Source organism: Psychroserpens sp., from assembly GCF_047633235.1.
Lineage (GTDB): Bacteria > Bacteroidota > Bacteroidia > Flavobacteriales > Flavobacteriaceae > Psychroserpens.
This window is the reverse complement of the sequence record NZ_JBLIET010000008.1, coordinates 75,178-98,759: the sequence shown is the minus strand read 5'-3', so window position 1 is coordinate 98,759 and position 23,582 is coordinate 75,178. Positions and strand designations below refer to the sequence as shown.

28 protein-coding genes and 2 tRNA genes are annotated in these 23,582 nt (G+C 33.5%); 23 read left to right on the top strand and 7 right to left on the bottom strand.

Annotation, left to right across the window (positions count from 1 at the left end):
- From ACJAZK_RS04445 to ACJAZK_RS04425, 5 genes are all read left to right on the top strand, one after another.
- Positions 1-179: DUF4159 domain-containing protein (locus ACJAZK_RS04445; protein ID WP_415222806.1), on the top strand; the 179-nt coding region annotated here is incomplete at its 5' end.
- 15 nt (positions 180-194) lie between these two features.
- On the top strand, positions 195-404 hold the full coding sequence (locus tag ACJAZK_RS04440) for a hypothetical protein (RefSeq protein ID WP_415222804.1): 210 nt from the start codon (positions 195-197) through the stop codon (positions 402-404).
- A gap of 37 nt (positions 405-441) precedes the next feature.
- Entirely contained in the window at positions 442-948 is a 507-nt protein-coding gene (locus ACJAZK_RS04435; RefSeq protein WP_415222803.1) for a TrmH family RNA methyltransferase, read from the top strand.
- Positions 949-972: 24 nt separating this feature from the next.
- Positions 973-2,061, top strand: a complete 1,089-nt coding sequence (locus tag ACJAZK_RS04430; protein WP_415222802.1) for an AI-2E family transporter — start codon at positions 973-975, stop codon at positions 2,059-2,061.
- A 7-nt stretch (positions 2,062-2,068) separates the two neighbouring features.
- Complete coding sequence (locus ACJAZK_RS04425; protein WP_415222801.1) at positions 2,069-3,247, top strand: class I SAM-dependent methyltransferase; 1,179 nt, start codon at positions 2,069-2,071, stop codon at positions 3,245-3,247.
- 3 nt (positions 3,248-3,250) lie between these two features.
- On the opposite strand, the gene ACJAZK_RS04420 is transcribed toward ACJAZK_RS04425, so the two are convergent.
- Positions 3,251-3,670: a hypothetical protein gene (locus ACJAZK_RS04420; RefSeq protein ID WP_415222800.1), complete on the bottom strand. Its 420-nt coding sequence runs from the start codon at positions 3,668-3,670 to the stop codon at positions 3,251-3,253.
- Between the two features lie 523 nt (positions 3,671-4,193).
- Between ACJAZK_RS04420 and ACJAZK_RS04415 the strand changes: the two genes are divergently transcribed.
- The 4 genes from ACJAZK_RS04415 to ACJAZK_RS04400 all read left to right on the top strand — a co-directional run bounded on the left by ACJAZK_RS04415 (position 4,194) and on the right by ACJAZK_RS04400 (position 5,604).
- Positions 4,194-4,490 (top strand): hypothetical protein, encoded by a 297-nt coding sequence (locus ACJAZK_RS04415; RefSeq protein ID WP_415222799.1) that lies wholly within the window; start codon positions 4,194-4,196, stop codon positions 4,488-4,490.
- Between the two features lie 4 nt (positions 4,491-4,494).
- Positions 4,495-4,677: a hypothetical protein gene (locus ACJAZK_RS04410; protein WP_415222798.1), complete on the top strand. Its 183-nt coding sequence runs from the start codon at positions 4,495-4,497 to the stop codon at positions 4,675-4,677.
- A gap of 427 nt (positions 4,678-5,104) precedes the next feature.
- Positions 5,105-5,272 (top strand): transposase, encoded by a 168-nt coding sequence (locus tag ACJAZK_RS04405; protein WP_415222797.1) that lies wholly within the window; start codon positions 5,105-5,107, stop codon positions 5,270-5,272.
- 203 nt (positions 5,273-5,475) lie between these two features.
- Positions 5,476-5,604 carry a hypothetical protein gene (locus ACJAZK_RS04400; protein WP_415222796.1) on the top strand — a complete coding sequence of 43 codons (129 nt, stop codon included), beginning with the start codon at positions 5,476-5,478 and terminating at the stop codon, positions 5,602-5,604.
- Positions 5,605-6,142: 538 nt separating this feature from the next.
- Here ACJAZK_RS04400 and ACJAZK_RS04395 read toward each other — a convergent pair.
- From ACJAZK_RS04395 to ACJAZK_RS04385, 3 genes are all read right to left on the bottom strand, one after another.
- Entirely contained in the window at positions 6,143-6,940 is a 798-nt protein-coding gene (locus tag ACJAZK_RS04395; protein ID WP_415222795.1) for an ice-binding protein, read from the bottom strand.
- A gap of 625 nt (positions 6,941-7,565) precedes the next feature.
- Positions 7,566-7,639, bottom strand: a tRNA-Arg gene (locus ACJAZK_RS04390).
- An 8-nt stretch (positions 7,640-7,647) separates the two neighbouring features.
- Positions 7,648-7,722 (bottom strand) — tRNA-Pro (locus tag ACJAZK_RS04385).
- A 124-nt stretch (positions 7,723-7,846) separates the two neighbouring features.
- Here ACJAZK_RS04385 and ACJAZK_RS04380 point away from each other — a divergent pair.
- The 14 genes from ACJAZK_RS04380 (at position 7,847) to ACJAZK_RS04315 (ending at position 20,676) form a co-directional block, all read left to right on the top strand.
- On the top strand, positions 7,847-8,953 hold the full coding sequence (locus ACJAZK_RS04380) for a PQQ-dependent sugar dehydrogenase (RefSeq protein ID WP_415222794.1): 1,107 nt from the start codon (positions 7,847-7,849) through the stop codon (positions 8,951-8,953).
- Positions 8,950-9,402, top strand: coding sequence for a c-type cytochrome (locus ACJAZK_RS04375; RefSeq protein ID WP_415222793.1), 453 nt, complete (start codon positions 8,950-8,952; stop codon positions 9,400-9,402). The genes ACJAZK_RS04380 and ACJAZK_RS04375 overlap by 4 nt, the downstream gene beginning before the upstream one ends.
- 51 nt (positions 9,403-9,453) lie before the next feature.
- Positions 9,454-10,062: a uridine kinase gene (gene udk / locus ACJAZK_RS04370; RefSeq protein WP_415222792.1), complete on the top strand. Its 609-nt coding sequence runs from the start codon at positions 9,454-9,456 to the stop codon at positions 10,060-10,062.
- A gap of 50 nt (positions 10,063-10,112) precedes the next feature.
- Positions 10,113-10,367: an FtsB family cell division protein gene (locus ACJAZK_RS04365; RefSeq protein WP_415222791.1), complete on the top strand. Its 255-nt coding sequence runs from the start codon at positions 10,113-10,115 to the stop codon at positions 10,365-10,367.
- Positions 10,360-11,721, top strand: coding sequence for a methylmalonyl-CoA mutase subunit beta (locus ACJAZK_RS04360; protein ID WP_415222790.1), 1,362 nt, complete (start codon positions 10,360-10,362; stop codon positions 11,719-11,721). Before ACJAZK_RS04365 ends, ACJAZK_RS04360 begins: the two co-directional genes overlap by 8 nt.
- A gap of 11 nt (positions 11,722-11,732) precedes the next feature.
- Positions 11,733-12,389, top strand: a complete 657-nt coding sequence (locus ACJAZK_RS04355; protein WP_415222789.1) for a hypothetical protein — start codon at positions 11,733-11,735, stop codon at positions 12,387-12,389.
- Positions 12,390-12,394: 5 nt separating this feature from the next.
- Positions 12,395-14,515, top strand: a complete 2,121-nt coding sequence (gene scpA, locus ACJAZK_RS04350; protein WP_415222788.1) for a methylmalonyl-CoA mutase — start codon at positions 12,395-12,397, stop codon at positions 14,513-14,515.
- Between the two features lie 623 nt (positions 14,516-15,138).
- A complete protein-coding gene (locus tag ACJAZK_RS04345; RefSeq protein WP_415222787.1) occupies positions 15,139-15,903 on the top strand; it encodes a ParA family protein in 765 nt (254 codons plus the stop codon).
- Positions 15,903-16,802, top strand: a complete 900-nt coding sequence (locus ACJAZK_RS04340; protein ID WP_415222786.1) for a ParB/RepB/Spo0J family partition protein — start codon at positions 15,903-15,905, stop codon at positions 16,800-16,802. The genes ACJAZK_RS04345 and ACJAZK_RS04340 overlap by 1 nt, the downstream gene beginning before the upstream one ends.
- Positions 16,792-17,388 carry a DUF5683 domain-containing protein gene (locus tag ACJAZK_RS04335; protein ID WP_415222785.1) on the top strand — a complete coding sequence of 199 codons (597 nt, stop codon included), beginning with the start codon at positions 16,792-16,794 and terminating at the stop codon, positions 17,386-17,388. The genes ACJAZK_RS04340 and ACJAZK_RS04335 overlap by 11 nt, the downstream gene beginning before the upstream one ends.
- 3 nt (positions 17,389-17,391) lie before the next feature.
- On the top strand, positions 17,392-18,093 hold the full coding sequence (dapB, locus tag ACJAZK_RS04330; protein ID WP_415222784.1) for a 4-hydroxy-tetrahydrodipicolinate reductase: 702 nt from the start codon (positions 17,392-17,394) through the stop codon (positions 18,091-18,093).
- 64 nt (positions 18,094-18,157) lie between these two features.
- Complete coding sequence (lepB, locus tag ACJAZK_RS04325; RefSeq protein ID WP_415222783.1) at positions 18,158-19,732, top strand: signal peptidase I; 1,575 nt, start codon at positions 18,158-18,160, stop codon at positions 19,730-19,732.
- A gap of 15 nt (positions 19,733-19,747) precedes the next feature.
- Positions 19,748-20,368, top strand: coding sequence for a WbqC family protein (locus tag ACJAZK_RS04320; protein WP_415222782.1), 621 nt, complete (start codon positions 19,748-19,750; stop codon positions 20,366-20,368).
- A complete protein-coding gene (locus ACJAZK_RS04315; protein WP_415222781.1) occupies positions 20,368-20,676 on the top strand; it encodes a DUF6122 family protein in 309 nt (102 codons plus the stop codon). Before ACJAZK_RS04320 ends, ACJAZK_RS04315 begins: the two co-directional genes overlap by 1 nt.
- Before the next feature lie 249 nt (positions 20,677-20,925).
- Here the strand turns inward: ACJAZK_RS04315 and ACJAZK_RS04310 are convergent, their stop codons facing one another.
- From ACJAZK_RS04310 to ACJAZK_RS04300, 3 genes are read right to left on the bottom strand one after another with little or no spacing between them, the layout of a single operon-like run.
- Entirely contained in the window at positions 20,926-21,951 is a 1,026-nt protein-coding gene (locus ACJAZK_RS04310) for an endonuclease/exonuclease/phosphatase family protein (protein WP_415222780.1), read from the bottom strand.
- Between the two features lie 5 nt (positions 21,952-21,956).
- A complete protein-coding gene (locus tag ACJAZK_RS04305; RefSeq protein WP_415222779.1) occupies positions 21,957-22,832 on the bottom strand; it encodes a rhomboid family intramembrane serine protease in 876 nt (291 codons plus the stop codon).
- Positions 22,829-23,581, bottom strand: coding sequence for a rhomboid family intramembrane serine protease (locus ACJAZK_RS04300; protein WP_028872262.1), 753 nt, complete (start codon positions 23,579-23,581; stop codon positions 22,829-22,831). The genes ACJAZK_RS04305 and ACJAZK_RS04300 overlap by 4 nt, the downstream gene beginning before the upstream one ends.
- Position 23,582 lies beyond the last annotated feature (1 nt).

Below are 23,582 nucleotides of genomic sequence, written 5' to 3'. Positions count from 1 at the left end.
GCAAACGACCACAAGCTTTAGGGCTTTTTTATAAAAATAGACTCGTCTTACTTTTTACTTTTGAAAGTGATCTTGGTGATGGCTGGGAAGACCCAGAAGTTCATAATGATCCCGCAGACGTCAGAGAGAAAGCTTTAAAAATGGGAGCTAATATTATAAAATATGCGTTTGAGAATTAGTCATTAAATATGAGTATGAGATACAGAGTAATTGCAGTTGTTTTAATTGCACTAATGATATTTCAGTATTTAGGTCAAATTAATGGCCATACCTATGCTGTGGGTATTAGCAATTTTCACATTAGCCCAGCTCCAAAAGGAATTATATGTTGTTTTGGACCGTGTGGTAAATTACACGCTTTATATAATTGCGGACAAACATTTCATTTACCTTCAATCACTTAATCCATTTCGAGTTTAAGACCTTACGAGACTATATCAAATGCAACTGAACCACTACTCTACTAACTTTAACAACAAAACGTTCCCTATTACTCTCATTTGTGAGAATGTTACTAATGCTCCAAATATTGGAAGTTTGTTTAGAACTGCAGATGCTTTTGGTATTGAAGAATTGATTTTTTGTGGAGATAACACGACTTTAGGTAGAAAAATGATGAAGACATCAAGAGCTACTGAGAAATCTGTAAAGTATAAACACGAAAATGACGCGTTAACCCTAGTTTCTAATTTAAAAAACAGTGGTTATTTTATAATTGCTCTTGAAATCACATCAAAAAGCGAAGCTCTGATAGATTTCACATTTCCGAAGCATAAACCTATGGCACTAATTATTGGTGATGAGAATTTTGGAGTTTCAGAAGCTATTTTAAATATGAGTGATGCTGTTATTCATATTGATATGTTTGGCCAAAATAGCAGTATGAATGTCGTACAAGCCACTAGTGTGACTTTGTATGAAATAACCAAACAACTTAAACAGTCTTAACTAAAGTCTTTATATATTTACTCCATGAATTCTAAAAATATTTCATACGGAATACTTAGGGCAGCTGGGGTAATCGTTGCTGTTTCATTGGTTTTATACTTCTTGTATAAGATACAATCTGTAATTGTTTATATCCTTATTGCAGGCGTAATATCACTTATTGGAAGACCCATTGTTATGTTTTTAAGGAAGCGTCTAAAATTCAATAATACACTTGCTGTAATTGTAACCATGGTCTTTTTAATAGCCATTTTTACGGGGATAGTGAGCTTATTGATACCGCTTTTAGTTGAGCAAGGACAAAATTTATCACTACTAGATATAGATCGACTCAAAAGTAATATTGAGTCACTATATACCGAAACTATTACGTATTTAGAAATTAATCATATCGATGCAGAACAAGCTATTAAAGACTCTAAAATATTGTCGAGTATGGATTATAGTATCATACCAAACTTTTTAAATAGCATCGTTTCTGGGTTAGGAAGTTTCAGTATTGGTTTGATGTCTGTTTTATTTATTGCTTTTTTCTTTTTAAAAGATAGAAACCTATTTCAACAAGGGATTTTGACATTCGTACCTAATAATAAAGAGTCAAATACGAAACGGTCTATTGAGAAGATTTCAGATTTGTTATCTCGTTATTTCGTCGGGTTGTTCTTCCAAATCTTAATACTATTCATTATTTACACAATAGGTTTACTAATAATTGGTATTGAAAACGCTGTAGTTATTGCCTTTTTATGTGCTTTAATAAATCTAATACCCTATTTAGGTCCGTTAATTGGAGGTGCTATTATGATGCTTTTAGTAATGACCAATAATCTCGGTGAGAGCTTTAGTGTTATTGTTTTACCAAAATTATTTTATACATTTATCGTTATAGCAATTGCGCAGTTGGTTGATAATTTCTTTAGTCAGCCTTTTATTTTTTCGAAAAGTGTAAAATCACATCCATTAGAGATTTTCTTAATTATAATAATTGCAGGTCTACTCTTTGGAGTTGTTGGTATGATTGTCGCAGTTCCTTTCTACACGGCCATAAAGGTGATTCTTAAAGAATTTTTATCAGATAATAAAATGGTAAAAAAATTAACGCAAGGCTTATAATCAACGTTTGAATACTGACATTCTAAATAGCGAAATTCAAGAGTTTATTTCTAATAATATTAATACCGAAGTATCCAGTATTCTATTAAAAGGCGCGCACTTTAGCAAGGTTGCTACTAAAGAAATTATTGAACAAATTGAAGCGAAAGTTAAGTGTAAAAAAAAATTACCGACTTGGTTTTCTTCGGAAAAGATATACTACCCAAACAAGTTAAACATAGAACAAACGTCATCTGAAATCACTGCTGAATATAAGTCTAAATTATTTACAGGTAAATCCATATTAGATATTACTGGAGGTTTTGGTGTAGACTGTTTATACTTTTCGAAGCATTTTGAGGAGGTCACACATTGTGAGCTTGATGAGGAATTGTCTGCAATCGTTGCTTATAATTATACTCAACTACAGGTTGAAAACATAAGAACAATTAACTCAAATGGCATAGATTATTTGCTTTCAAAAAAAGATAAGTATGATTGGATTTATATAGATCCCTCCCGAAGACATGAAAGCAAAGGCAAGGTCTTTTTTCTCAAATATTGTTTACCTAATGTTCCTCATCATTTAGAAACTTTATTTAAATACACGACTAATATAGCCATTAAAACAGCTCCCTTATTAGACTTGTCTATAGGAATAAGTGAATTAAAGCATGTTAAGGACATTCATATCATAGCAGTTAAAAATGAAGTAAAGGAGCTTATTTGGATATTAGAAAACGACTTTAAGGGAGAAATCACCATCAAAACCGCTAATATTGTTAATCATACCAAAGAAGTTTTTACTTTTAAATTAAAGAATGAGGCTACACACAACGCCACTTTGAGTAATCCTTTAAAATTTTTATATGAGCCAAATGCTGCTATTCTAAAATCGGGAGCTTTTAATAGTGTTTCAAAGCAATTAAAGATTTCAAAAATACACCAACACTCTCATTTATACACTAGTAATGAACACCTGATATTTCCAGGAAGATCCTTTACTATTGAATCCATAGTGGATTACAGCAAAAAGAATATAAAATCACTTAAAATATCACAAGCTAATATTACAACTAGAAACTTCCCAGAGACTGTTCAAAACTTAAGAAAAAAATATAGTATTAAAGATGGAGGACACACTTACCTTTTCTTTACGACCAATCATCTCGGAGTTAAGTTAGTAATCATTTGCAATAAACTCTAAGACTTATAGGATATCTGGAGATCCAGCAACTAAATAATTATCAGCTCCTAATACCATATCAAAACTCATACATTGATTCATAGTAAAAACAACTTTGTCATCTTGAATACCTGTTGTATTTTTCGAAATGTTAAACACAATGTCATCAGGTGCGAATGTTAAGAAGCCAGAAGAATTTCCAGGGGCTATATTTTCTACCAAATGTAACACGGTACCATCCAATGTTGAAATCTGAAAAGTAATTGCAATGGTTCCACCGTTAGTAACCCTCGCCTGAGGATCTTCATCTGCACAATCGTTTTGTGCATTAGGAGTTTGAAAAAGAAGTTCTTCTTGCTCATTTTCAATTGATTCAATCGAACAATTAAAAAGCATTGATATAACAATTGCAGATGCAATTGCATTTTTAAGTAGGTTTTTCATCGATTTGGGGTTTAATGAAATTCAAGACAAATATAATTTTAATATTGAATAAAACAAATTACTTTATCGATTAAATATACAAAATACTCGGTGAAGTGCGTTTTTTCTAGAAATTACTCGATGAAATACACCTTTCTGTTATTGAAAATCACTGTATTTAGTGACGTTTATAAATTGATATTACTAAAGTCTAAATAAAGAAGCATCCCTTTATATTTAATACGTACTCAAACCTCTGTTTAAAAAGATGATTTTTGTATCAAAGATTTACTCTAGGATTTGGTTTAAGTGTTTCAAAAAGCATATTATTTTTTAAAGTTTTAATAATTTGGATGGTAAATTACTAGTGAAATATTTAGGATACTATCTGTTTTAGAGTGAATAAACGAATTAAACTTTATAATTCAGGAATGGCAGTTCTTACGAGTACTAAAAAGCTGATTGAAGAAGATAAAGCCTCCTCTAGATCTCTGAGAATATAATTAAGAGATGTTGTAAATACTATTGTTACCAAACATTTGAAATGAAAATCGGAACTACCATTTTAATAACATTTATTTTATTAATCGTTGTCGTATTTTCAATAGGTGGAGGACACGGAACTTATTTACCAGCGAAAGTTGTTTATCCATTTACAATGTTAATTGCTATTTTGACAAAAAACGGAATCGGAATATTTCCGATAATAATCGCAATTATACAAATCCTAATATATTCGCTTATTTTAATCAAAAAACCGAAGTGGAAATTCATTATTCTTGGATTTCATATTCTGACCGTTATTATTTGCTTAACCCTTCAATCTGAAATGTTCGATTAATATTATGAAAAACCGAATTTTCAGAACGTTACTATTTTACGGAATTGGATTTGGAATTGCAGGAATCGCTTATGCAATTATTGGAAATGCATATATTCACGCACCTGGAGTTCATCACCTGATTTTATTTTTAACTTTAGTCATTGGAATCATTCGGACTTTGGTAAGTGTCGGAATTTTTTTTTAAAGCAAAAACGGATAAGTTAAAAAGTATAATAATCACAAATAGTCTCATAATATTAACTTGTTTTTTATGTGTGGCTATTCCCATTTATTTAGACTCAAACGAAAAGACATTTATTGAATTTGACTTTGTTCGGACTGAAATTAGAGGAGATACAACGGAATTATATCACAATGACAATCTGATTTTTATTAAAGTAAAAGATTCTATAATAGTAGATTTGAGAAAAAAATAATCCGAATAAAAACGTGTGGTAACACCTTGTACAATTAATTGCTTGGTCACTGCCGACTTACGAACATTCCTGCGGAATATTCTATCTGTGAGTTATTCGCTAAATTAGTTGCTTAACCACGTAACTAACCATATACAACAACGTTGGCATTCATTATGACTTGTACTGAAAAAAGGCTACATAATTTTAAACATTATGTATAAAAATGACAAAGTAATTAGACGTTACAGTGACCCTTTCAAATTAAAAATTTTAGCCGAACTTAGTACTGGCAAACACACAAAAAGTGAACTTTGCAAACTCTATTCTATTGCACCTACAACAGTAAACGAATGGATTAAAAAGTACAATCGTAAAGACTGACCCGTCCTGAAATAAGACTACATAATTTTAAATATTATGTACAGAAATGACAAAGTAATTAGACATTACAGTGAACCTTTTAAATTAAAAATTTTAGCCGAACTTAGTACTGTAAAGCACACTAATAGCAAACTATGTAAACTCTATTCCGTTGCACCGCAACGGTTAATCAATGGATTAACAAGCACAATCGTAAAGATTCAATGAATACTAGAGTTAAAGTGGAAACAAAAGAAGAAATATCTAAAATGAAAGCACTTCAAAAAGAAATTGAACAGTTTAAAAAACGACTCTTAAAAAAGGGTCTAGGTGCCCTAGTATTGGATTCTTAACTTGAAGCAGATGCAAGAGATCTAGGATACAAATCTGTAGTTGAACTAAAAAAATTAAGTATAAAACACTAATCAAAGCTAAAGAGAAATTTAAGAAATTTGCTACTTTAAAGACCTACCCATTGTTTTGCACTAAAACGTGATTATTAAGAGCTCTTAATAAAGCGATTTATCAAGCTAAAAATGTTAAACAGCTTACTCATAATTCAGACATAGGAATACCGTATTGTAGTAATGTATATAGCCCTTTGTGGCTTGTATCCTAAGTGCTAATAAAAAATCTGACACCAAACTCTGGCTTCATTTTTCTCTGTGGTACCGCAATACATATTACTGAATCCAGTCATATTAAACTGTGTTTCCAAAGTTGATTTATTATTGTGCATTCTGGTTAACTCGTCTTTACTTGTTGCACCTATATTTGATACATTATAGGACCATTTTTTTAGGGTTGTTCGCTACATTTACAAGACCACATACCAAACCATGTGCATTATCCTCTGGATTTATCCAGAAAACTACTACATCATCGTTCAAGTTACCTTCCAACTGGAAGTACCTCTACTTCTGCAGTAACTGTATTCATCTGTAAAGTTACCGCTGTTTGTGCTAGCAACCTTCCATTTACTGTAGCTCCTGTTTGTACCGCTATTGAGGTTGCTCCTAATAGGTTTCCTTCAAAATGACTTGTGGTGCCTAGTGTAACAGCGCCTGATACTTGCCAAAAAATGTTTTTTGCTTGTGCACCTCCAGATAAATTCATTCTAACTGCAGAACTCATCGTAAGCGTTCCAGCAACTTGAAATATCCATACATCATCCTTACCACCGTCCAGTTCTATGTCTGTGGGTATTAAGAGTGTACTTGTCCATTTATGAAGCCCTGGATTTAAAGTAAGTCCTCCTATATTTCCAGCGCCTTCATTTAAATAATTTGGGTTAGAGCGTCCTGCTGCGTCTGTATATGCAGCTTGCATATTAAGCACAGCTGCTGTAAGTCCAGAAGCATCAGTTGTTCTGCAAGGGAGCGGGCCTGCTGCATCAACTGTATATATGTTTCCAGTAACTTCAGGACATGTTAATAAAAGAGCAGCACCCGTTATTGGGCTTGTTCCTACATGGCCTGTAATGACAGATGGAGGCACATTAGTGATTCCTGATTTTGAAAGAATCGCAAAATCTCCAGCAAGACCAAGATCAACAGATACTAAAGATCCAGACTTCTTACTCATTACATTCGCTTCCTCAACTTCTAAGGATTCTATCTCTGAATTACAGCTTGACAATAGTCCAAAAAATAGTATCGCTAGTATTGGGATTTTTTTAATAGATTTCATAATTTTTTTATAATTTTAAACTGTTTAAAACTTAGTAGTTTGGTGTAAATATAGTTTAAAGATAATGAAACCAACGTTAACTAATCCTATTTCCTTTTAAACAGTTTTTATGTGTATTTAAGCTGATTTATAAGGAGTTAAAAAGGATATATAAACTAATTAGACTTAATTGATAAAGAAATTGTAGAACAATAACGAAAGAATAACAACGTCTGTGATTTATTGCTTGATACTAGCCTAGTTAAGAAAATTCCAACGGAATTTTATATCTGTGATTTGTTTATTAAACTAGATGTTTAAAAACGCAACAAGCCATATAACAAAAGTTAGCAATAATTCAGTGCGGTAAAGGCACATTATTTACAAAATTAAAGGGGGATCGTTTCCGTTTTTTAAGACTAATTTTATGGATAAAACACAGACTAATCGGAATCCAAAACATTTTTTTATCGGAATTTTAATTTTACGATGTGATATTGCGGTTACAAAAAACAGTAATGTTGGAGTTTAAGCAATTACGAATATGTAATTGACATGTATTAAGGTATTTATTTACCAACAAAGTGAACAAGTAGAAGTGTCTTTAAACAACAAAACCCAGCGTTACCGCTAGGTTTGTGAGTTGTGAGCCCTGCAGGATTCGAACCTGCGACCGCCTCCTTAGAAGGGAGGTGCTCTATCCAACTGAGCTAAGAGCCCTCAAAAAGTCGGGGTGGCAGGATTCGAACCTGCGGCCTCCACGTCCCAAACGTGGCGCGATAACCGGGCTACGCTACACCCCGAATTGGTTATCTAATACTTTGAGAATAATAATAAGTTCCCAAAATTTCGAGGTGCAAATATATATATATTTTCTTTAAAATTTGACAACTTTTATTACTAAATTTATACATAATATTTATTTTCATGAAATTTCTGCTACAATCGGTATTCATTAGTGCTTTTCTAAGTTTTTTTGCTTGTGCACAAGACAAAAACCCAATTAACAACGAACATTCTTACGAACTCATTGTATCAGAATTAATTAACCCTTGGAGTTTTGTTTTTTTACCAGATGGCTCTATGTTAATTAATGAAAAAGAAGGGAAGATTGTACACTTTAATAACGGAGTAAAAATAGATATAAAGGGAGTTCCTAAAGTTTATAATCGTGGCCAAGGTGGATTGCTAGATATAAAATTACATCCTAAGTATGAAGACAATCCTTGGATTTACCTCACCTACTCGTCTTCTGAAGGTGAAGAGAAAGGTGGCCATACAGCTTTAATGCGTGCAAAACTTAGTAAAGATTCTTTAGTAGAAACACAAGTACTATATAAAGCAACTCCAAATACTACAAAAGGTCAGCATTTTGGTTCTAGAATTGTATTTGATGATGATGGCTATTTGTTTTTTACAATTGGAGAACGTGGTAATCGAGATGAGAACCCACAAGATTTAACGCGAGATGGGGGTAAAGTATATCGCTTATATGATGATGGAACCATCCCAAATGATAATCCGTTTATTACTGTTGAAAACGCAAAAACTGCAATTTATTCTTATGGGCATCGAAATCCGCAGGGGATGGTAATTCATCCTAGAACTAGAGAGATTTGGACGCATGAGCATGGTCCTAAAGGCGGAGATGAAATTAATATTATAAAACCTGGTAAAAACTATGGTTGGCCCATAATTACTTATGGTATAAACTATATTGGTACAAAAATCACTGATGAAACCAGCAAACCAGGAATGGAAGACCCTTTACATTATTGGACGCCTTCAATCGCTCCAAGCGGAATGGAGTTTATCTCTAGCGATAAATACCCAGGCTGGGAAAACAATCTATTAGTTGGGTCTTTGAAATTTCAGTATTTAGATAATTGTTATATAAAAGATGGCAAAGTTGTTAAAGAAGAGCGTCTTTTAAATGGGTTAGGTCGCGTGAGATCAATAAACCAAGGACCTGACGGTTATATTTATGTTGGTATAGAAAATTTAGGAATCGTAAAACTTATTAAAACAAAATGATGAGAATAAAATATAGCATAATAGCACTTGTATTGGTGTCTTGCAATTCTTCGGAAAAAAAGGAGGAGCTGTCAAAAGTTACTATTTCCGAAGAAAAAATCACGGTACAAAACTCTGCTCTTAAAGAAAGTATGACTCGTGGGGAAACTGTTTACTCTAATTTTTGCATAACTTGTCATTTACCTAATGGTAAGGGTGTGTCTAAAATATTTCCGCCTTTAGCAAAGTCTGACTACTTGATGACTAATCGTATGGCTAGTATAAAAGCTATTAAATATGGTCAGTCTGGAGAAATTATTGTTAATGGTCAAAAATATAATAATGTGATGTCTCCGCTAGGATTAGAAGATGATGAAATTGCAGATGTTATGAACTATATTACAAATAGTTGGGGTAATGCTAACGATAAATTAATAACTGAAAGTGAAGTTTCTAAAATTGAACCTTGATATTATATCATAATTACTAAATTTGTTCTACTAAAAATAGTTTTTAAAAATATGCTTATTATTGGAATTGCAGGTGGAACGGGTTGTGGGAAAACAACAGTTGTAAATCAAATACTTAACGAATTACCTGAAGGTGAAGTTGGAATAATCTCTCAAGACTCCTACTATATGGATACTTCACATTTGGGATATGATGAGCGAGTGAAAATTAATTTTGATCACCCGAGGTCTATAGATTTTGAATTACTTGAGCAGCATCTAAGAGAATTAAAGGCCGGTAATTTTATAGATCAACCTGTCTACTCATTTGTAAAACATAATCGAACTGGAGATACAATTAAAACGAACCCTAGAAAAGTAATGATTGTTGAAGGTATTTTAATACTTACAAATCCTGAATTACGTAAAATGTTTGATATTAAAATTTTTGTTCATGCAGATAGTGATGAACGTTTAATTAGACGTTTAAAACGCGATATAACCGAACGGGGACGAGATATAGATGAAGTATTAACACGTTATCAAACAACCCTAAAACCCATGCATCAACAGTTTATTGAACCCATGAAAGAGTATGCAGATATTATTATACCAAACAATAAGTACAATACGGTAGCTGTAAATATAGTGAAGACCATTATCAACGAAAAACTCAATTAATTATCAAAAAGTTTAGAAATATATTTGTCATTGTATTTGCCATTTTCGCAGTGTGGATGCTCTTTTTTGATTCAAACTCATTATTGATTCATCAAGAACTTAATGAAGATATTACAGATCTTGAGGACGAAAAAGGCTATTATAGAAATGAAATACAAAAGGATGATAAAGCCATTAAAGAATTAAGTACCGAAGAAGGTATTGAGAAAATGGCTCGAGAGAAATACTATATGAAGAAGGAAAATGAAGACATTTATATTATCGAATATGAAGACAGTCTAAAATTAAAAAGGAAGGATGAGTAAAATACTATTCAACAATTTTAAAGAGGTGTCCTCTAAACAGTGGAAACAAAAAATCCAAGTTGATTTAAAAGGGGTAGATTATAATGATACGCTAATTTGGCATACAACCGAAGGTATTGACGTAAAACCATTTTATCATGCCGATGAGTTTGAGCAAAAATTTAAACCGTCAAAAACAAAAGCTAGTGAGTTTAAGATTTGTCAGTCCATTTTTGTTGCTCATTTAGAAAAATCTAATGCCAAGGCTATAGATGCCATTTCTAGAGGAGCAGAGACTATAGAGTTTATTATTCCCTCGGAAGATATTTCAACTAAAGACCTTCTAAAAGGCATAGACCACGCTTCTACTCCAATTAATTTTAAGTTGCTTTTTTTATCTTCGGAATATGTAAAATCCATTCCAACAGATCATAACATAACAATCCAAACCGATATTATTGGTCATCTTGCAAAAACAGGAAATTGGTTTAAAAATATTAAAGACGACCATAAACAATTTGAAGCTATCGTAAAATTGACCCATTCATTTTGTATTCATAACAGTTTGTATCAAAATGCTGGAGCAACAATGGTACAGCAACTAGCTTACGCATTAGCGCATACCAATGAGTATTTTAATTATTTAGATCCTATTTTAAGTAAAACTGATAAAAAAAAGGTCACGTTGACGTTTCAGGTATCGGTTGGAACTAATTATTTTTTTGAAATCGCAAAACTAAGAGCGTTACGTGAACTCTATCAATCGCTTTCTAATGAATATGGTTTTAATACTAATTGTGAAATTAGTGTAACGCCAACGAAGCGTAACAAAACTATCTATGATTACAATACTAATATGTTGCGCACAACAACAGAATGTATGAGTGCAATATTAGGTGGTGCCTCTAGCATAACAAACTTAGCTTACGACAGCCTTTATCATAAAGACAACGAATTTGGAGAGCGTATAGCAAGAAACCAATTACTTGTTTTAAAAGAAGAAAGCTACTTTGATAAGGTTGACAATCCTGCAGATGGTGCTTATTATATCGAATCTTTAACCAGTCAATTATGCGATAAAGCTTTAGAATTATTTAAAGATATTGAAGCAAATGGAGGGTTTCTGTCACAACTGAAAGTAGGCACTATCCAGAAAAAAATAAAAGAAAGTGCGACTAAAGAGCAAAACCTTTTTGATTCTGGTGACACTGTTTTATTGGGTACAAATAAATACCCTAATCCTCAGGATAGAATGAAAGCCAATTTAGAAATATATCCTTTCGTTAAAACGAATCCAATTAAGACATTAATAGAACCCATTATAGAAAAGCGTCTAGCCGAAACATTAGAGCAAGACCGATTAAAAAACGAATAAATAATATAATCATGACATATAAATTAGTACTACTGGCCTTATCCTTATGCCTATTTAACTGTAAAGAAGAGGCGAAAACAGAAACAAAAGTAGTAGATTTTGATTACAAATTTCCAAGCGTACAAAAGCTCGTTGACTGTGAAGGCGTTGACCATGCTTTATTCCAAGAAGCTATGCAATCTTTTGAAGAAGACATTGCGAATTTCTATACTCCAGAGCAACCTGTAATGTCCCGTGCATACAGTCTGTTTGTGAGTCAGGCAATTTCTAATAAAGTAGATTACTCAGCAATGGTTTCAGATCATTCTAAAACAGTACTAGAAGCCCTAAAACAAGATAAAATGCTCTGGAAGACAAACCCAGATGGTAGTAAAGTTAATTTTAATCACCCTATATTTGATTGCATTGGTAATCAAATTAAAGATGAGCCTTTGCGTAAGACGTTCAAGGCCTTGATAGACACAAACAGCATGAGTTTAAGGATGTTTAGTGGTCAACTAAGACGTCAAACATTTGGAATGAAAGATGACAAATATTTAGCAACATTTGTGGCTTTAGAATTATTCTACGGAAAATTTTATGACACCGATTTAAGTGCTGATGTATCAAAAAAGACCAACACTCCAATAGAAAACGAACATTCAGAAAATGATGGTCATAACCATTAATATTTATGCGCAAAAACATACAACATATAACTATAAAGTTAGCTCCTACAGATTCCAAGTCAACAGCTAAAACGACTTTTAAAACAGCTGAAGATATTGATATAAAATCTTCATATTCCAAGGAAGACATTTTAAATTTAGAGCATTTAAATTTTGTTGCAGGTATTGCGCCACATCTTCGTGGACCTTATTCTACGATGTATGTTCGCAGACCTTGGACGATTCGTCAGTATGCAGGTTTTTCTACTGCCGAAGATAGTAATGCCTTCTACAGAAGAAATCTTGCTGCTGGTCAAAAAGGATTATCTGTTGCGTTTGATTTAGCAACTCATCGAGGTTATGATTCAGATCATGAACGTGTTGTCGGTGATGTTGGTAAGGCTGGAGTAGCTATAGATTCGGTTGAGGATATGAAAATTCTCTTTGACCAGATTCCATTAGATAAAATGTCTGTGTCGATGACTATGAATGGTGCTGTTTTACCAATTATGGCGTTTTATATTGTTGCTGCAGAAGAACAAGGTGTTGATCCAGTTCATTTAGCTGGAACAATTCAAAACGATATCCTTAAGGAGTTTATGGTGAGAAATACATACATCTATCCTCCTTCACCTTCTATGAAGATTATCTCAGATATTTTTGAATATACGAGTAAGAATATGCCAAAATTCAATAGTATTAGTATTTCAGGATATCACATGCAAGAAGCTGGTGCAACTGGCGATATTGAATTGGCGTATACCTTAGCTGACGGACTCGAGTACATTAAAAAAGGATTAGAGGCCGGTATGGATATTGATACCTTTGCTCCTAGATTATCTTTCTTTTGGGCTATTGGAATGAACCATTTTATGGAAATTGCTAAAATGCGTGCAGCAAGAATGTTGTGGGCCAAATTAGTGAGTCAGTTTAATCCTAAAAATGAAAAATCATTAGCATTACGAACGCATAGTCAAACTTCAGGATGGAGTTTAACCGAACAAGACCCCTTTAATAATGTAGCTAGAACAACAATCGAAGCTACTGCTGCTGCTTTTGGTGGCACACAGAGTTTGCATACAAATGCTTTAGATGAGGCCATTGCATTGCCTACAGACTTTTCTGCACGTATCGCAAGAAACACACAAATATTTTTGCAAGAAGAAACAGGCATAACTAAAACGGTTGATCCATGGGCTGGAAGTTACTACGTTGAAAAACTAACCCATGACATTGCTCAAAAAGCCTGGTCTTTAATTGAAGAGGTTAAAGAGCTAGGTGGAATGACCAAAGCCATAGAGGCAGGAATTCCTAAGCTAAGAATTGAGGAAGCTGCAGCTAGAAAGCAAGCACGAATAGATTCTAATCAAGATGTCATTGTTGGTGTCAACAAATATCGATTAAAAGAAGAAGATCCTATATCTACTTTAGAAGTGGATGATCAAACTGTTAGAATCGGGCAAATTAAACGCCTAGAACGCATAAAATCAACAAGAAACTCAGGCGCTGTTAGTGATGCACTTTTAAAATTAACTGAAGCTGCTCGCTCAGGACAAGAGAACTTATTAGCTTTAGCAGTAACTGCAGCAAAAGAACGTGCCACTTTAGGAGAAATTAGTGATGCTCTTGAAGACGTATTTGGACGCTACAAAGCACAAATAAAAACATTTTCGGGAGTGTATAGTAAAGAAATTAAAGACGACAAAAGCTTTAAAAAAGCAAGAGAGCTTGCAGACCAATTTGCAGAGCAAGATGGTCGAAGGCCTCGTATAATGATTGCTAAAATGGGACAAGACGGTCATGATCGTGGTGCAAAGGTTGTCGCTACTGGTTATGCTGATGTTGGCTTTGATGTTGATATTGGTCCCTTATTTCAAACACCCAAAGAGGCTGCTAAACAAGCCGTAGAGAATGATGTTCATATTCTAGGCGTATCATCCTTAGCTGCTGGACATAAGACATTAGTACCTCAAGTCATAGAAGAACTTAAAAACTATGGTCGTGAAGACATCATGGTGATTGTTGGAGGTGTCATCCCAAAGCAAGATTATCAATATTTATTTGATGCTGGAGCGGTTGCGGTTTTTGGACCAGGAACTAAAATTAGTGATGCAGCGATTAAAATTTTAGAGATATTAATTGATTAGTTATCCAATGAATGCATCAATACCTGCGAGAAGGTAATGCACTCGCCTTATTTGTAAAACCCTCTCCTGTTTTTATGAGATTACTCATGTTTGTTTTAAGCTTATCTCTATTAATTTTGCCTACAGGAGGAATGATAAGTTATATTTTCTGAAGAAAAAGGAATCCATGTAGGCTATTTTATGACTATTTCCATCTTTGACTTAATGGGTTTTAATACTATGAATTGCGCTTTGAAACACCTATGGTAGAGTGGAAATTATAATATCTAAAAATAATTGCTCTTATGCCTCAAACTGCGATTGTTTTAAAGATGGGATAAAAACTAAGTATTTCAATGCCATTAGTTTTGCAAAAAAGCCAATTGGTCATATTTAAGAGAATACGTATCCACTTATAATTAAGGACGTTGACACAAAAAATGATATGATGTATGTCACAAAAATGCCAAAAGAACAATAAGAAAAATTAATTCCTGAATTACAATTGAACATTCAATTCTAGTTGAATTTCAAAGTCAAAATTTGAAGAACTATTAACAACTTCAATTTTCAAAACTCACAAATAATCGTATTTTTACATCGGGGATATTTTAAATCTCTATGTCATAAAACGAAATCAATTAATGGGTAAGATCATTGCAATTGCCAATCAAAAAGGAGGTGTTGGTAAAACAACAACTTCTGTGAATTTAGCTGCATCGCTAGGGGTTCTAGAAAAGAAGGTATTACTTATAGACGCAGATCCTCAGGCCAATGCTTCATCTGGTCTTGGTATTAATGTAGAACATGTTGAAGTTGGCACCTATCAATTATTAGAACATACCGCCACTGCAGAACAATGTATCATTGCAGCAAATTCACCAAACGTAGATATTATTCCGTCTCATATTGATCTTGTCGCGATTGAAATAGAACTTGTAGATAAAGAGGAACGTGAATACATGCTTAAAAAAGCAATTACGCACCTAAAATCATCGTATGATTATATTTTAATTGACTGTGCGCCTTCTCTTGGATTACTTACTTTAAACGCTTTAACTGCAGCCGATTCTGTAATTATTCCTATTCAATGTGAATATTTTGCATTAGAAGGCCTTGGTAAACTTTTGAATACTGTAAAAAGTGTTCAAAAAATCCATAATAAAGATTTAGATATTGAAGGGATGTTATTAACCATGTTTGATCAACGTTTACGTTTATCTAATCAAGTGGTAGAAGAAGTTCAAAAACATTTTAGTGATATGGTGTTTGATACCATCATTCAAAGAAATGTAAGATTAGGAGAAGCTCCTAGTTATGGAGAAAGCATTATCAAATATGATGTTAGCAGTAAAGGCGCAACGAATTATTTAAGTTTGGCTAAAGAAATCATAAAGAAAAACACATAATGGCGAAGGCAACAAAAAAACAAGCACTTGGTAGAGGTTTATCAGCATTGTTGAAAGACCCTTCTAATGACATACAGTCTGCTCAAGACAAAAACGCTGATACCATTATTGGTAACATCGTAGAATTAGATTTAGGTACTATAGACCTCAATCCATTTCAACCACGTACCAATTTCAATGAAGAAACGCTAAGAGAACTAGCCTCTTCTATTAAAGAACTTGGTGTCATACAACCCATTACAGTACGTAAATTAGAATTCAACAAATTTCAATTGGTATCTGGTGAGCGACGTTTTAGAGCATCGAAACTCATTGGGTTAACTACAATTCCTGCCTACATAAGAATTGCGAATGACCAAGAGTCGTTAGAAATGGCGTTAGTAGAAAATATTCAACGCCAAGATTTAGATCCTATAGAGATTGCACTCTCTTATCAGCGTTTAATTGATGAAATTGCTTTAACTCAAGAGCAAATGAGCGAGCGTGTTGGTAAAAAACGATCAACAATTGCAAACTACCTGCGTTTATTAAAGTTAGATCCTATCATTCAAACTGGGATGCGTGACGGATTCATTTCAATGGGTCATGGACGAGCTATGATCAATATTGACGACCCGAATAACCAATTAGATATCTACGAGAAAATAATTACAGATAAATTATCGGTTAGAGCAACGGAACAACTGGTTAAGAATTTCCAAAATCCGTTAGCTAAAAAAGCGACCGAAGCTCAAGAGCTACCTAAATTTGTTAAAAAAGGCATAAAAGAATTTTCAGAATACTTTGGGCATAAAATTGGCGTTAAATTGTCAAAGAATGGTAAGGGACAAATAACAATTCCGTTTCATTCTGAAGAAGATTTTAACCGTATAAAAAAACTAGTTGAAAGTGCTAAATAAATTGGTCTATAGCAGTCTTTTCTTTCTCTTTTTCAGTAGCACAACATTTGCACAGGATGACAAAAAAGCTGAAGACGTAGATACAGGCTTAATGGTTATTCAAGATACTGTTAAAACTAAAAGACGAGCTCTGGACGTACTGGCACCATCAAAAGCGGCCTTCTACTCTGCTATTTTACCCGGCTTGGGCCAAGCTTACAATAAAAAATATTGGAAGGTTCCTTTAGTCTATGCTGCTATTGGTATTCCTACCTATCTCTTCATTACCAATGATCGAGATTTAGGCTTATATCGTGACGAATATAAAAGACGTTTGGCAGGATTTGATCAAAGTAGGGACGGTGCACCTTATCCCAATGTTTCAAACGATGGTCTAATACGCGCACAACAACAATTGAGGCGTAACAAAGAATTAGCCTTACTTATAGCTATTGGTATGTATGCCTTAAATATTGTAGATGCTAACGTTGATGCACATCTATTGCAATTTAATGTGGACCAAGATTTATCATTGCGTCCACATTTTAAGTACAATGAAATGGAAAACAACACCAATTTAGGTTTAACTCTTAATTTCAAATTCTAAAGTATGAGAATTGCACTCTTAGGCTATGGGAAAATGGGAAAAGCTATAGAAACTATCGCTATACAACGCGGTCATAGTATTAGGCTAAAAGTGTCTAGTGCTTCGGAAAGTTTTTCACTCCAAGATTGTGATGTCGCCATAGACTTTAGTCTCCCATCTTCAGCGGTTACAAATATTTCCAAATGTTTAGAAGTAGGAATTCCAGTGATTTCAGGAACTACTGGTTGGCTAGACGATTACGACAAAATAGTTTCTCTTTGTGAATCTACTCAAGGCACCTTTTTATACGCTTCAAATTTCAGCTTAGGTGTCAATATATTTTTCGAACTCAATAAAACTTTAGCCACGTTAATGGCTAAGCTTCCAAAGTACAATGTAACTGTTGAAGAAATTCATCATACTCAAAAATTAGACGCGCCTAGCGGAACTGCGATTACACTGGCTAAGGGAATAATAGATAAAACTAATTACGAAAAGTGGACATTAGATACGCCAAAACAAAATGAGATTGGTATTTTAGCAAAACGTATTGAAAATGTTCCAGGAACCCATGAGATAATTTACAAATCTGAAGTCGATAGCATTCAAATTAAACATACAGCACACAGCAGAGAAGGTTTTGCTTTGGGAGCTGTAATTGCTGCAGAATTCGTACATGACAAAAAAGGAATATTCACAATGAAAGACGTCTTAAACATTAGTTAATATCACAGATTGATGTAACGTTTTCGAAGACTTTTCAACTCATTAAAGAAATTAAACTATAGACATGACAATTACACAATGGTTAATATTTATTCTAGTCATCCAAATCCTTCACGGACTTGGGACTTGGAAACTATACGTTAAAGCTGGACGTCAGGCATGGGAAGCGTTTATTCCCGTGTATAACGCGATTATATTAATGAAAATAATTAATAGATCTTGGTGGTGGACGATTTTATTGTTTGTTCCTATTGTTAACTTAATCATGCTCCCTGTAGTTTGGGTTGAAACCGCTAGAAGTTTTGGCAAGAATCAATTCCTTGATACTTTTTTAGCAGTTATTACTTTAGGTTTTTATAATTTTTATCTCAATTATGGAACAGAGGTCAATTACGTTGCCGATAGAGATATTAATCCAAAATCAAGTTCTGGGGACTGGACGAGCTCTATATTATTTGCTATTGTTGCAGCAACCATAGTACATACGTATTTTATTCAACCCTTTACTATTCCAAGTTCATCTTTAGAAAAATCATTATTAGTAGGGGATTTCTTATTCGTAAGTAAGTTTCATTATGGTGCAAGAATACCAATGACAACAGTTGGAACACCTATGGTTCATGATACGATTCCTATAGCCAATGTTAAATCATATTTGTTTGACGACAATTTCGAGAAGCGCAGCACGTCATGGAAAAATAAATTACAGTTGCCTTATATGAGGATTCCTGGATTTGAAAATATTGAGCGTAACGATATTGTTGTTTTTAATCAACCTGCAGATACGCTTCTAAATATGAACGATTTTAATCCAGATCGCAATTATTATAAGCCAATAGACAAGAAAACAAATCTTGTTAAGCGCTGTGTTGGTGTTCCCGGAGATTCACTAGAAGTTAGAAATGGATATGTCTATATCAATGGCAAACGTAACGAATTGCCAGATCGTGCTAAACTTCAGTTTGCTTATCAAATTGAATTAAAAGGAACTTATAGTGGTGAACAAATTTATGATGGTTTAAAACGATATGATATTACAGATGTCTATCAAATTGGTCAAACTACGTTGCTTATAGAAGCTACAGTTGAAGCTGCAGCAAAAGCCAAAAATCATCCAAACGTTGGAAGTATCACTAGAAGCGAAACTCCAAGAGGTATTGACTACAAGTCCTTGTTCCCTAGAGCTGCTGGTTATGACTGGAGTTATGATAATTTTGGACCTATTTATATTCCGAAGAAAGGAGAAACTGTAGAATTAACAATGGAAGTACTTCCATTGTATAAGCGCCTCATTGGAGAATACGAGAGAAATAGCGTTGTCACTAGAGGTAATCAAATAATCATTAATGACCAACCCACAACATCCTATACATTTAAGCAAGATTATTATTGGATGATGGGAGACAATAGAAATAATTCTATTGATGCTCGTGCTTGGGGTTACGTTCCTTTTGATCATGTAGTAGGTAAACCTGTATTTATTTGGATGAGTTGGGATGGTCTTAAAAATCCACGTTGGGAACGTTGGTTTACGACTGTTGGTGGATCTGGAAATCCCATGTCTTATTTAATTCCTTTTTTAGTTTTATTAGCCGCTTGGTTTGGTTTTAATACATGGAGAAAAAGAAAGCATAAATAGCTTTTTCAATTAAAGATGAAAACAATAATTCATCCTACATACCTTCCAAACGTAGCGCATTTTGTTGCTATGATGAACGCTGATGAGCTTGTATTTGAAGTTTGTGATAATTATCAAAAGCAAACGTATCGCAATCGTGCTTCAATTTATGGCGCAAACGGAAAATTAGATCTAAACATACCAGTTGTTTACTCACAAAAAAACAGACAGCTTTACAAAGATGTCAAAATTTTTAATACTGAAAATTGGCAAGCTCAACACCTAAAATCTTTAGAGTCGGCCTACAGAACATCCCCTTTTTTTGAATTTTATATTGATGATCTAATGCCTCTATTTACTTCGGAAGCTGACACGATTATGGATTATAACTTTACATGTTTAGAGCTTATATTTGAGTGCTTGCAACTTCCGTTTGAGTATAAAATCACAGAAGAATTTGAACGAGAACCAAAACATGTCATTGACGCTAGGTTGCTAGCAAATAGTCGCAAGGAGATACCGCAGAAATTCAAGCTTTATGCACAAGTATTTGATAATAAACACAAATTTTTAAATAATCTAAGTATTCTAGATGTCTTATTTAATGAAGGGCCAAATACTGAGTTATATCTCAAATCTCAAACTTTTGATTTGTAATGCTACAAACAACTATACACTATAGCATCCATTTTTTAGTTCCTATCCTCATAGCGCTACTCTTTTTTAGAGAACATTGGAAATTAGCATCTATAATTATGTTGAGTGCTATCATAATTGATCTCGATCATTTACTCGCAAATCCTGTTTTTGACCCAACACGATGTAGCATTAATTTTCACCCACTTCACTCCTATTATGCCATTGCTATTTACATCATTCTAACGTTTATAAAGAAAACAAGAATTATTGGTTTAGGGCTACTTATTCATATGCTGGCAGATTGGGCAGATTGTTTAATGATGTAAGACTATGACCTACTTGGCACTAGTTATTTACACAGCGGCTCAAATAATAGCATAAAATTTCACAAAGAGTATAGGTTTTTTTTAGAATTGACTAACACAAAAGGTTTAAAATTTCCTAGGGGACATATTTATAATCAATGGAGTATGCTTTCTCAAAGTATTTAAATGAATAGGCAATACAACTGCAAAAAACAAACACTCCATTTAACGTTCTAACGTACAAGAGTAAAACCTAAAAACTGCGATCGCTTACTCTTTAACCTTCACTTTGGCCATCACAGGATAATGATCACTATACTTAACATCAAATGTCTTAAAGGCATTGATTTCAAAAGCATCATCCACTAATATAATATCAATACGAACAGGGAAAAATTTAAAATCAAATGTTCTCCCAAAACCATTTCCTGCGTGTTCAAAAGCATCTTCCATGTCACCTTTAATCTGTTTATAAATATAAGAATATGCTGTATTATTAAAGTCTCCAGAAATGATTGTTTTATACAGACATTTATTTTTGTGAACTAAAAACTGCTCTGCTTGTGACTGTTGCTTTTTAAAGGTCCAGCTTACCCGTTTAAATAAGTTCTGTGAATTTTCTTTTGAGAATTCCTCAGCATTTGGATCAATACGAGAAGACTCTAAGTGCAAGTTATAAACTCTAATCGTATCTTTTCCTTTTACGATATCTGCAAAGATAGCGTTGTTTGATGTATTCGGAAATTCTATGGACCCAGAGTTAATGATTGGAAATTTGGTATAAATCGCCTGACCATTCCTAATCTTCTTTCCTGATAGTTCAATGTGTTTATAGGGATACATCTCTAAGTCTATCTCCTCATCAGGTCTGAATTCTTGCATACAGAGTATATCTGGACTCTTTTCTAAAATAAATGAAGACATATTCTCTTTTAAATTGGGATCATCAATCCAATCAAAAAGATTAAATAAGCGCACATTATAATTCATAACGGAGATATTCTCGCTATCATCCACATTTTTAGAAGACGTAAACTTATATAACGACAACACATAATTATAACCAATAGCCAAAACTAGAAGCGATAGTAATAGTTGTTTTTTGACTTTTAATAACCAATAAATGAGAAATAGAATATTAAGGATTATTAAGAACGGAACTGCTAGGCTTAAAACGGATAGGAATGCAAATTTTTTAGGCTCAACATAAGGTAAAATATAAGACAAGAGTAATGCAAATGCTATCAACGAATTGATAAGGAATATGAACTTCTCAAATAGCTTAAGTTTACCCATAGACGTTATTTCTTCCCTGCTTTAAATAAAAATGATTTCTCTTCTTTAGTTAAACTTTCATAACCACTTTTACTTATTTTATCTAAAATGAGATCTATTTTCTTTTGTGTATTAAACGCGTCAAAATCTTGCTTCTTATGACCCGCAAAATCATTTTTCTTATTTCTATGTACTGTTTTTAAAGACGTTTTATTATTGAACATATCAACAATACGATCTGTAAATTTCATAAATCCAGAGCCAATATCATTGCCTTTTATGAGTTGTGTAGCGTAAAGATAACCTAATAAACTGCCTCCTAAATGCGCTACCTTACCGCCTTGATTAGCTCCAAATAAACCAATCACATCAAATAATACAATAGCGGCCCCTACTTGCCACAGCTTTATAGATAACGTAAAGAAGCGTGTTTCCCTATGTGGCATATAGCTACATAAAAAAATCAAAAGCGCATTTACTCCCGCAGATGCTCCTACTAAAGACCCAACTGTTGAAGACCACGACTCAGGTAGAATATTGTACACGACTAAAAATGATAATCCTCCTGCTAAGATTCCTAAAAAATAAATATTAAGCGATTGTTTAGATGGAAACAAATTAACCATGCTACGTGACACAAAATACAAGACGACCATGTTAAACAACAAATGAAAGAAATCATAATGTGTAAATCCATATGTAAAAATAGACCAAGGCGTCACAATAAAGTCAAGGAATCCTTTGGGTAACTCTAACCACGACAATGTATAAAATCTTGGGATTTTAAGAATCATTTGTAGTAACCAACCAATGAAGAAAACCAAAACATTAACTGCCATAATTTTTTCAAACACATTTAGGTTTTTGAGTTTGTCTTTAAAGTCGTTATTTAATGAAGTCATCTATCCCAACGGTTTTTATTAAACTGTGTTTTTTTCCAGTACCACATGATGAGGAAACCTGTAATCGCACCACCAACATGAGCCATATAAGCTGTATTACTTGGACTAAAGAAAGACTGTCCAGAGACTGCAGAAATAATATCTAGCAGTATAATCCCAGGAATAAAGTACTTTGCTTTTATAGGTATAGGCAGAAATATCATCATCAACTTAGCATTGGGATTCATCATCCCAAAAGCTGCTAAAACACCCATGATACAGCCCGAAGCGCCTACCATACTGGCATTGTAGGCACTATAAGCGCCTCGAAGTAAATTCAATTGAGAACTAGATACTTGAACTACTGACTTATTGGTTGTAAACATTTCAATTAATTGACCATCAGATAAACCAGAAGCTATTAATTCGGAGTACGCAGGTAGATAATTAAAATAGTAATAGCCTAATTGAAAAAGCATTGCTCCTAAACCTGCCGATATATATAGAAATAAAAAGTTCTTGGACCCTAATTGTGTTTCCACAGCTGTACCAAACATCCACAACGCAAACATATTGAATAAAATATGAGTTACTCCACCATGCATAAACATATGGGTAATTATTTGCCATGGCTTAAATAAATCGTTCTCTGGGAAATATAGTGCGAACCATTGATAAAATAACTCACCTCCACCAATAGCAAGCGTACCAATAAACATGACTACATTTATAATAATCAAATGCTTTACTGTATCTGTAATACCTCTCATC

Excerpts from the sequence above, each read along its gene's own strand:
- scpA (WP_415222788.1), top strand. The coding sequence starts at position 12,395 with ATGCGCAAAAACATACAACATATAACTATAAAGTTAGCTCCTACAGAT.
- ACJAZK_RS04380 (WP_415222794.1), top strand. The coding sequence starts at position 7,847 with ATGAAATTTCTGCTACAATCGGTATTCATTAGTGCTTTTCTAAGTTTT.
- ACJAZK_RS04435 (WP_415222803.1), top strand. The coding sequence starts at position 442 with ATGCAACTGAACCACTACTCTACTAACTTTAACAACAAAACGTTCCCT.
- ACJAZK_RS04420 (WP_415222800.1), bottom strand. The coding sequence starts at position 3,670 with ATGAAAAACCTACTTAAAAATGCAATTGCATCTGCAATTGTTATATCA.
- ACJAZK_RS04410 (WP_415222798.1), top strand. The coding sequence starts at position 4,495 with ATGAAAAACCGAATTTTCAGAACGTTACTATTTTACGGAATTGGATTT.
- ACJAZK_RS04400 (WP_415222796.1), top strand. The coding sequence starts at position 5,476 with ATGAATACTAGAGTTAAAGTGGAAACAAAAGAAGAAATATCTAAAATG.
- ACJAZK_RS04340 (WP_415222786.1), top strand. The coding sequence starts at position 15,903 with ATGGCGAAGGCAACAAAAAAACAAGCACTTGGTAGAGGTTTATCAGCA.
- ACJAZK_RS04430 (WP_415222802.1), top strand. The coding sequence starts at position 973 with ATGAATTCTAAAAATATTTCATACGGAATACTTAGGGCAGCTGGGGTA.
- ACJAZK_RS04300 (WP_028872262.1), bottom strand. The coding sequence starts at position 23,581 with ATGAGAGGTATTACAGATACAGTAAAGCATTTGATTATTATAAATGTA.
- ACJAZK_RS04315 (WP_415222781.1), top strand. The coding sequence starts at position 20,368 with ATGCTACAAACAACTATACACTATAGCATCCATTTTTTAGTTCCTATC.
- ACJAZK_RS04355 (WP_415222789.1), top strand. The coding sequence starts at position 11,733 with ATGACATATAAATTAGTACTACTGGCCTTATCCTTATGCCTATTTAAC.
- ACJAZK_RS04305 (WP_415222779.1), bottom strand. The coding sequence starts at position 22,832 with ATGACTTCATTAAATAACGACTTTAAAGACAAACTCAAAAACCTAAAT.
- ACJAZK_RS04360 (WP_415222790.1), top strand. The coding sequence starts at position 10,360 with ATGAGTAAAATACTATTCAACAATTTTAAAGAGGTGTCCTCTAAACAG.
- ACJAZK_RS04345 (WP_415222787.1), top strand. The coding sequence starts at position 15,139 with ATGGGTAAGATCATTGCAATTGCCAATCAAAAAGGAGGTGTTGGTAAA.
- dapB (WP_415222784.1), top strand. The coding sequence starts at position 17,392 with ATGAGAATTGCACTCTTAGGCTATGGGAAAATGGGAAAAGCTATAGAA.
- ACJAZK_RS04415 (WP_415222799.1), top strand. The coding sequence starts at position 4,194 with ATGAAAATCGGAACTACCATTTTAATAACATTTATTTTATTAATCGTT.
- lepB (WP_415222783.1), top strand. The coding sequence starts at position 18,158 with ATGACAATTACACAATGGTTAATATTTATTCTAGTCATCCAAATCCTT.
- ACJAZK_RS04440 (WP_415222804.1), top strand. The coding sequence starts at position 195 with ATGAGATACAGAGTAATTGCAGTTGTTTTAATTGCACTAATGATATTT.
- ACJAZK_RS04310 (WP_415222780.1), bottom strand. The coding sequence starts at position 21,951 with ATGGGTAAACTTAAGCTATTTGAGAAGTTCATATTCCTTATCAATTCG.
- ACJAZK_RS04405 (WP_415222797.1), top strand. The coding sequence starts at position 5,105 with ATGTATAAAAATGACAAAGTAATTAGACGTTACAGTGACCCTTTCAAA.
- udk (WP_415222792.1), top strand. The coding sequence starts at position 9,454 with ATGCTTATTATTGGAATTGCAGGTGGAACGGGTTGTGGGAAAACAACA.
- ACJAZK_RS04320 (WP_415222782.1), top strand. The coding sequence starts at position 19,748 with ATGAAAACAATAATTCATCCTACATACCTTCCAAACGTAGCGCATTTT.
- ACJAZK_RS04375 (WP_415222793.1), top strand. The coding sequence starts at position 8,950 with ATGATGAGAATAAAATATAGCATAATAGCACTTGTATTGGTGTCTTGC.
- ACJAZK_RS04395 (WP_415222795.1), bottom strand. The coding sequence starts at position 6,940 with ATGAAATCTATTAAAAAAATCCCAATACTAGCGATACTATTTTTTGGA.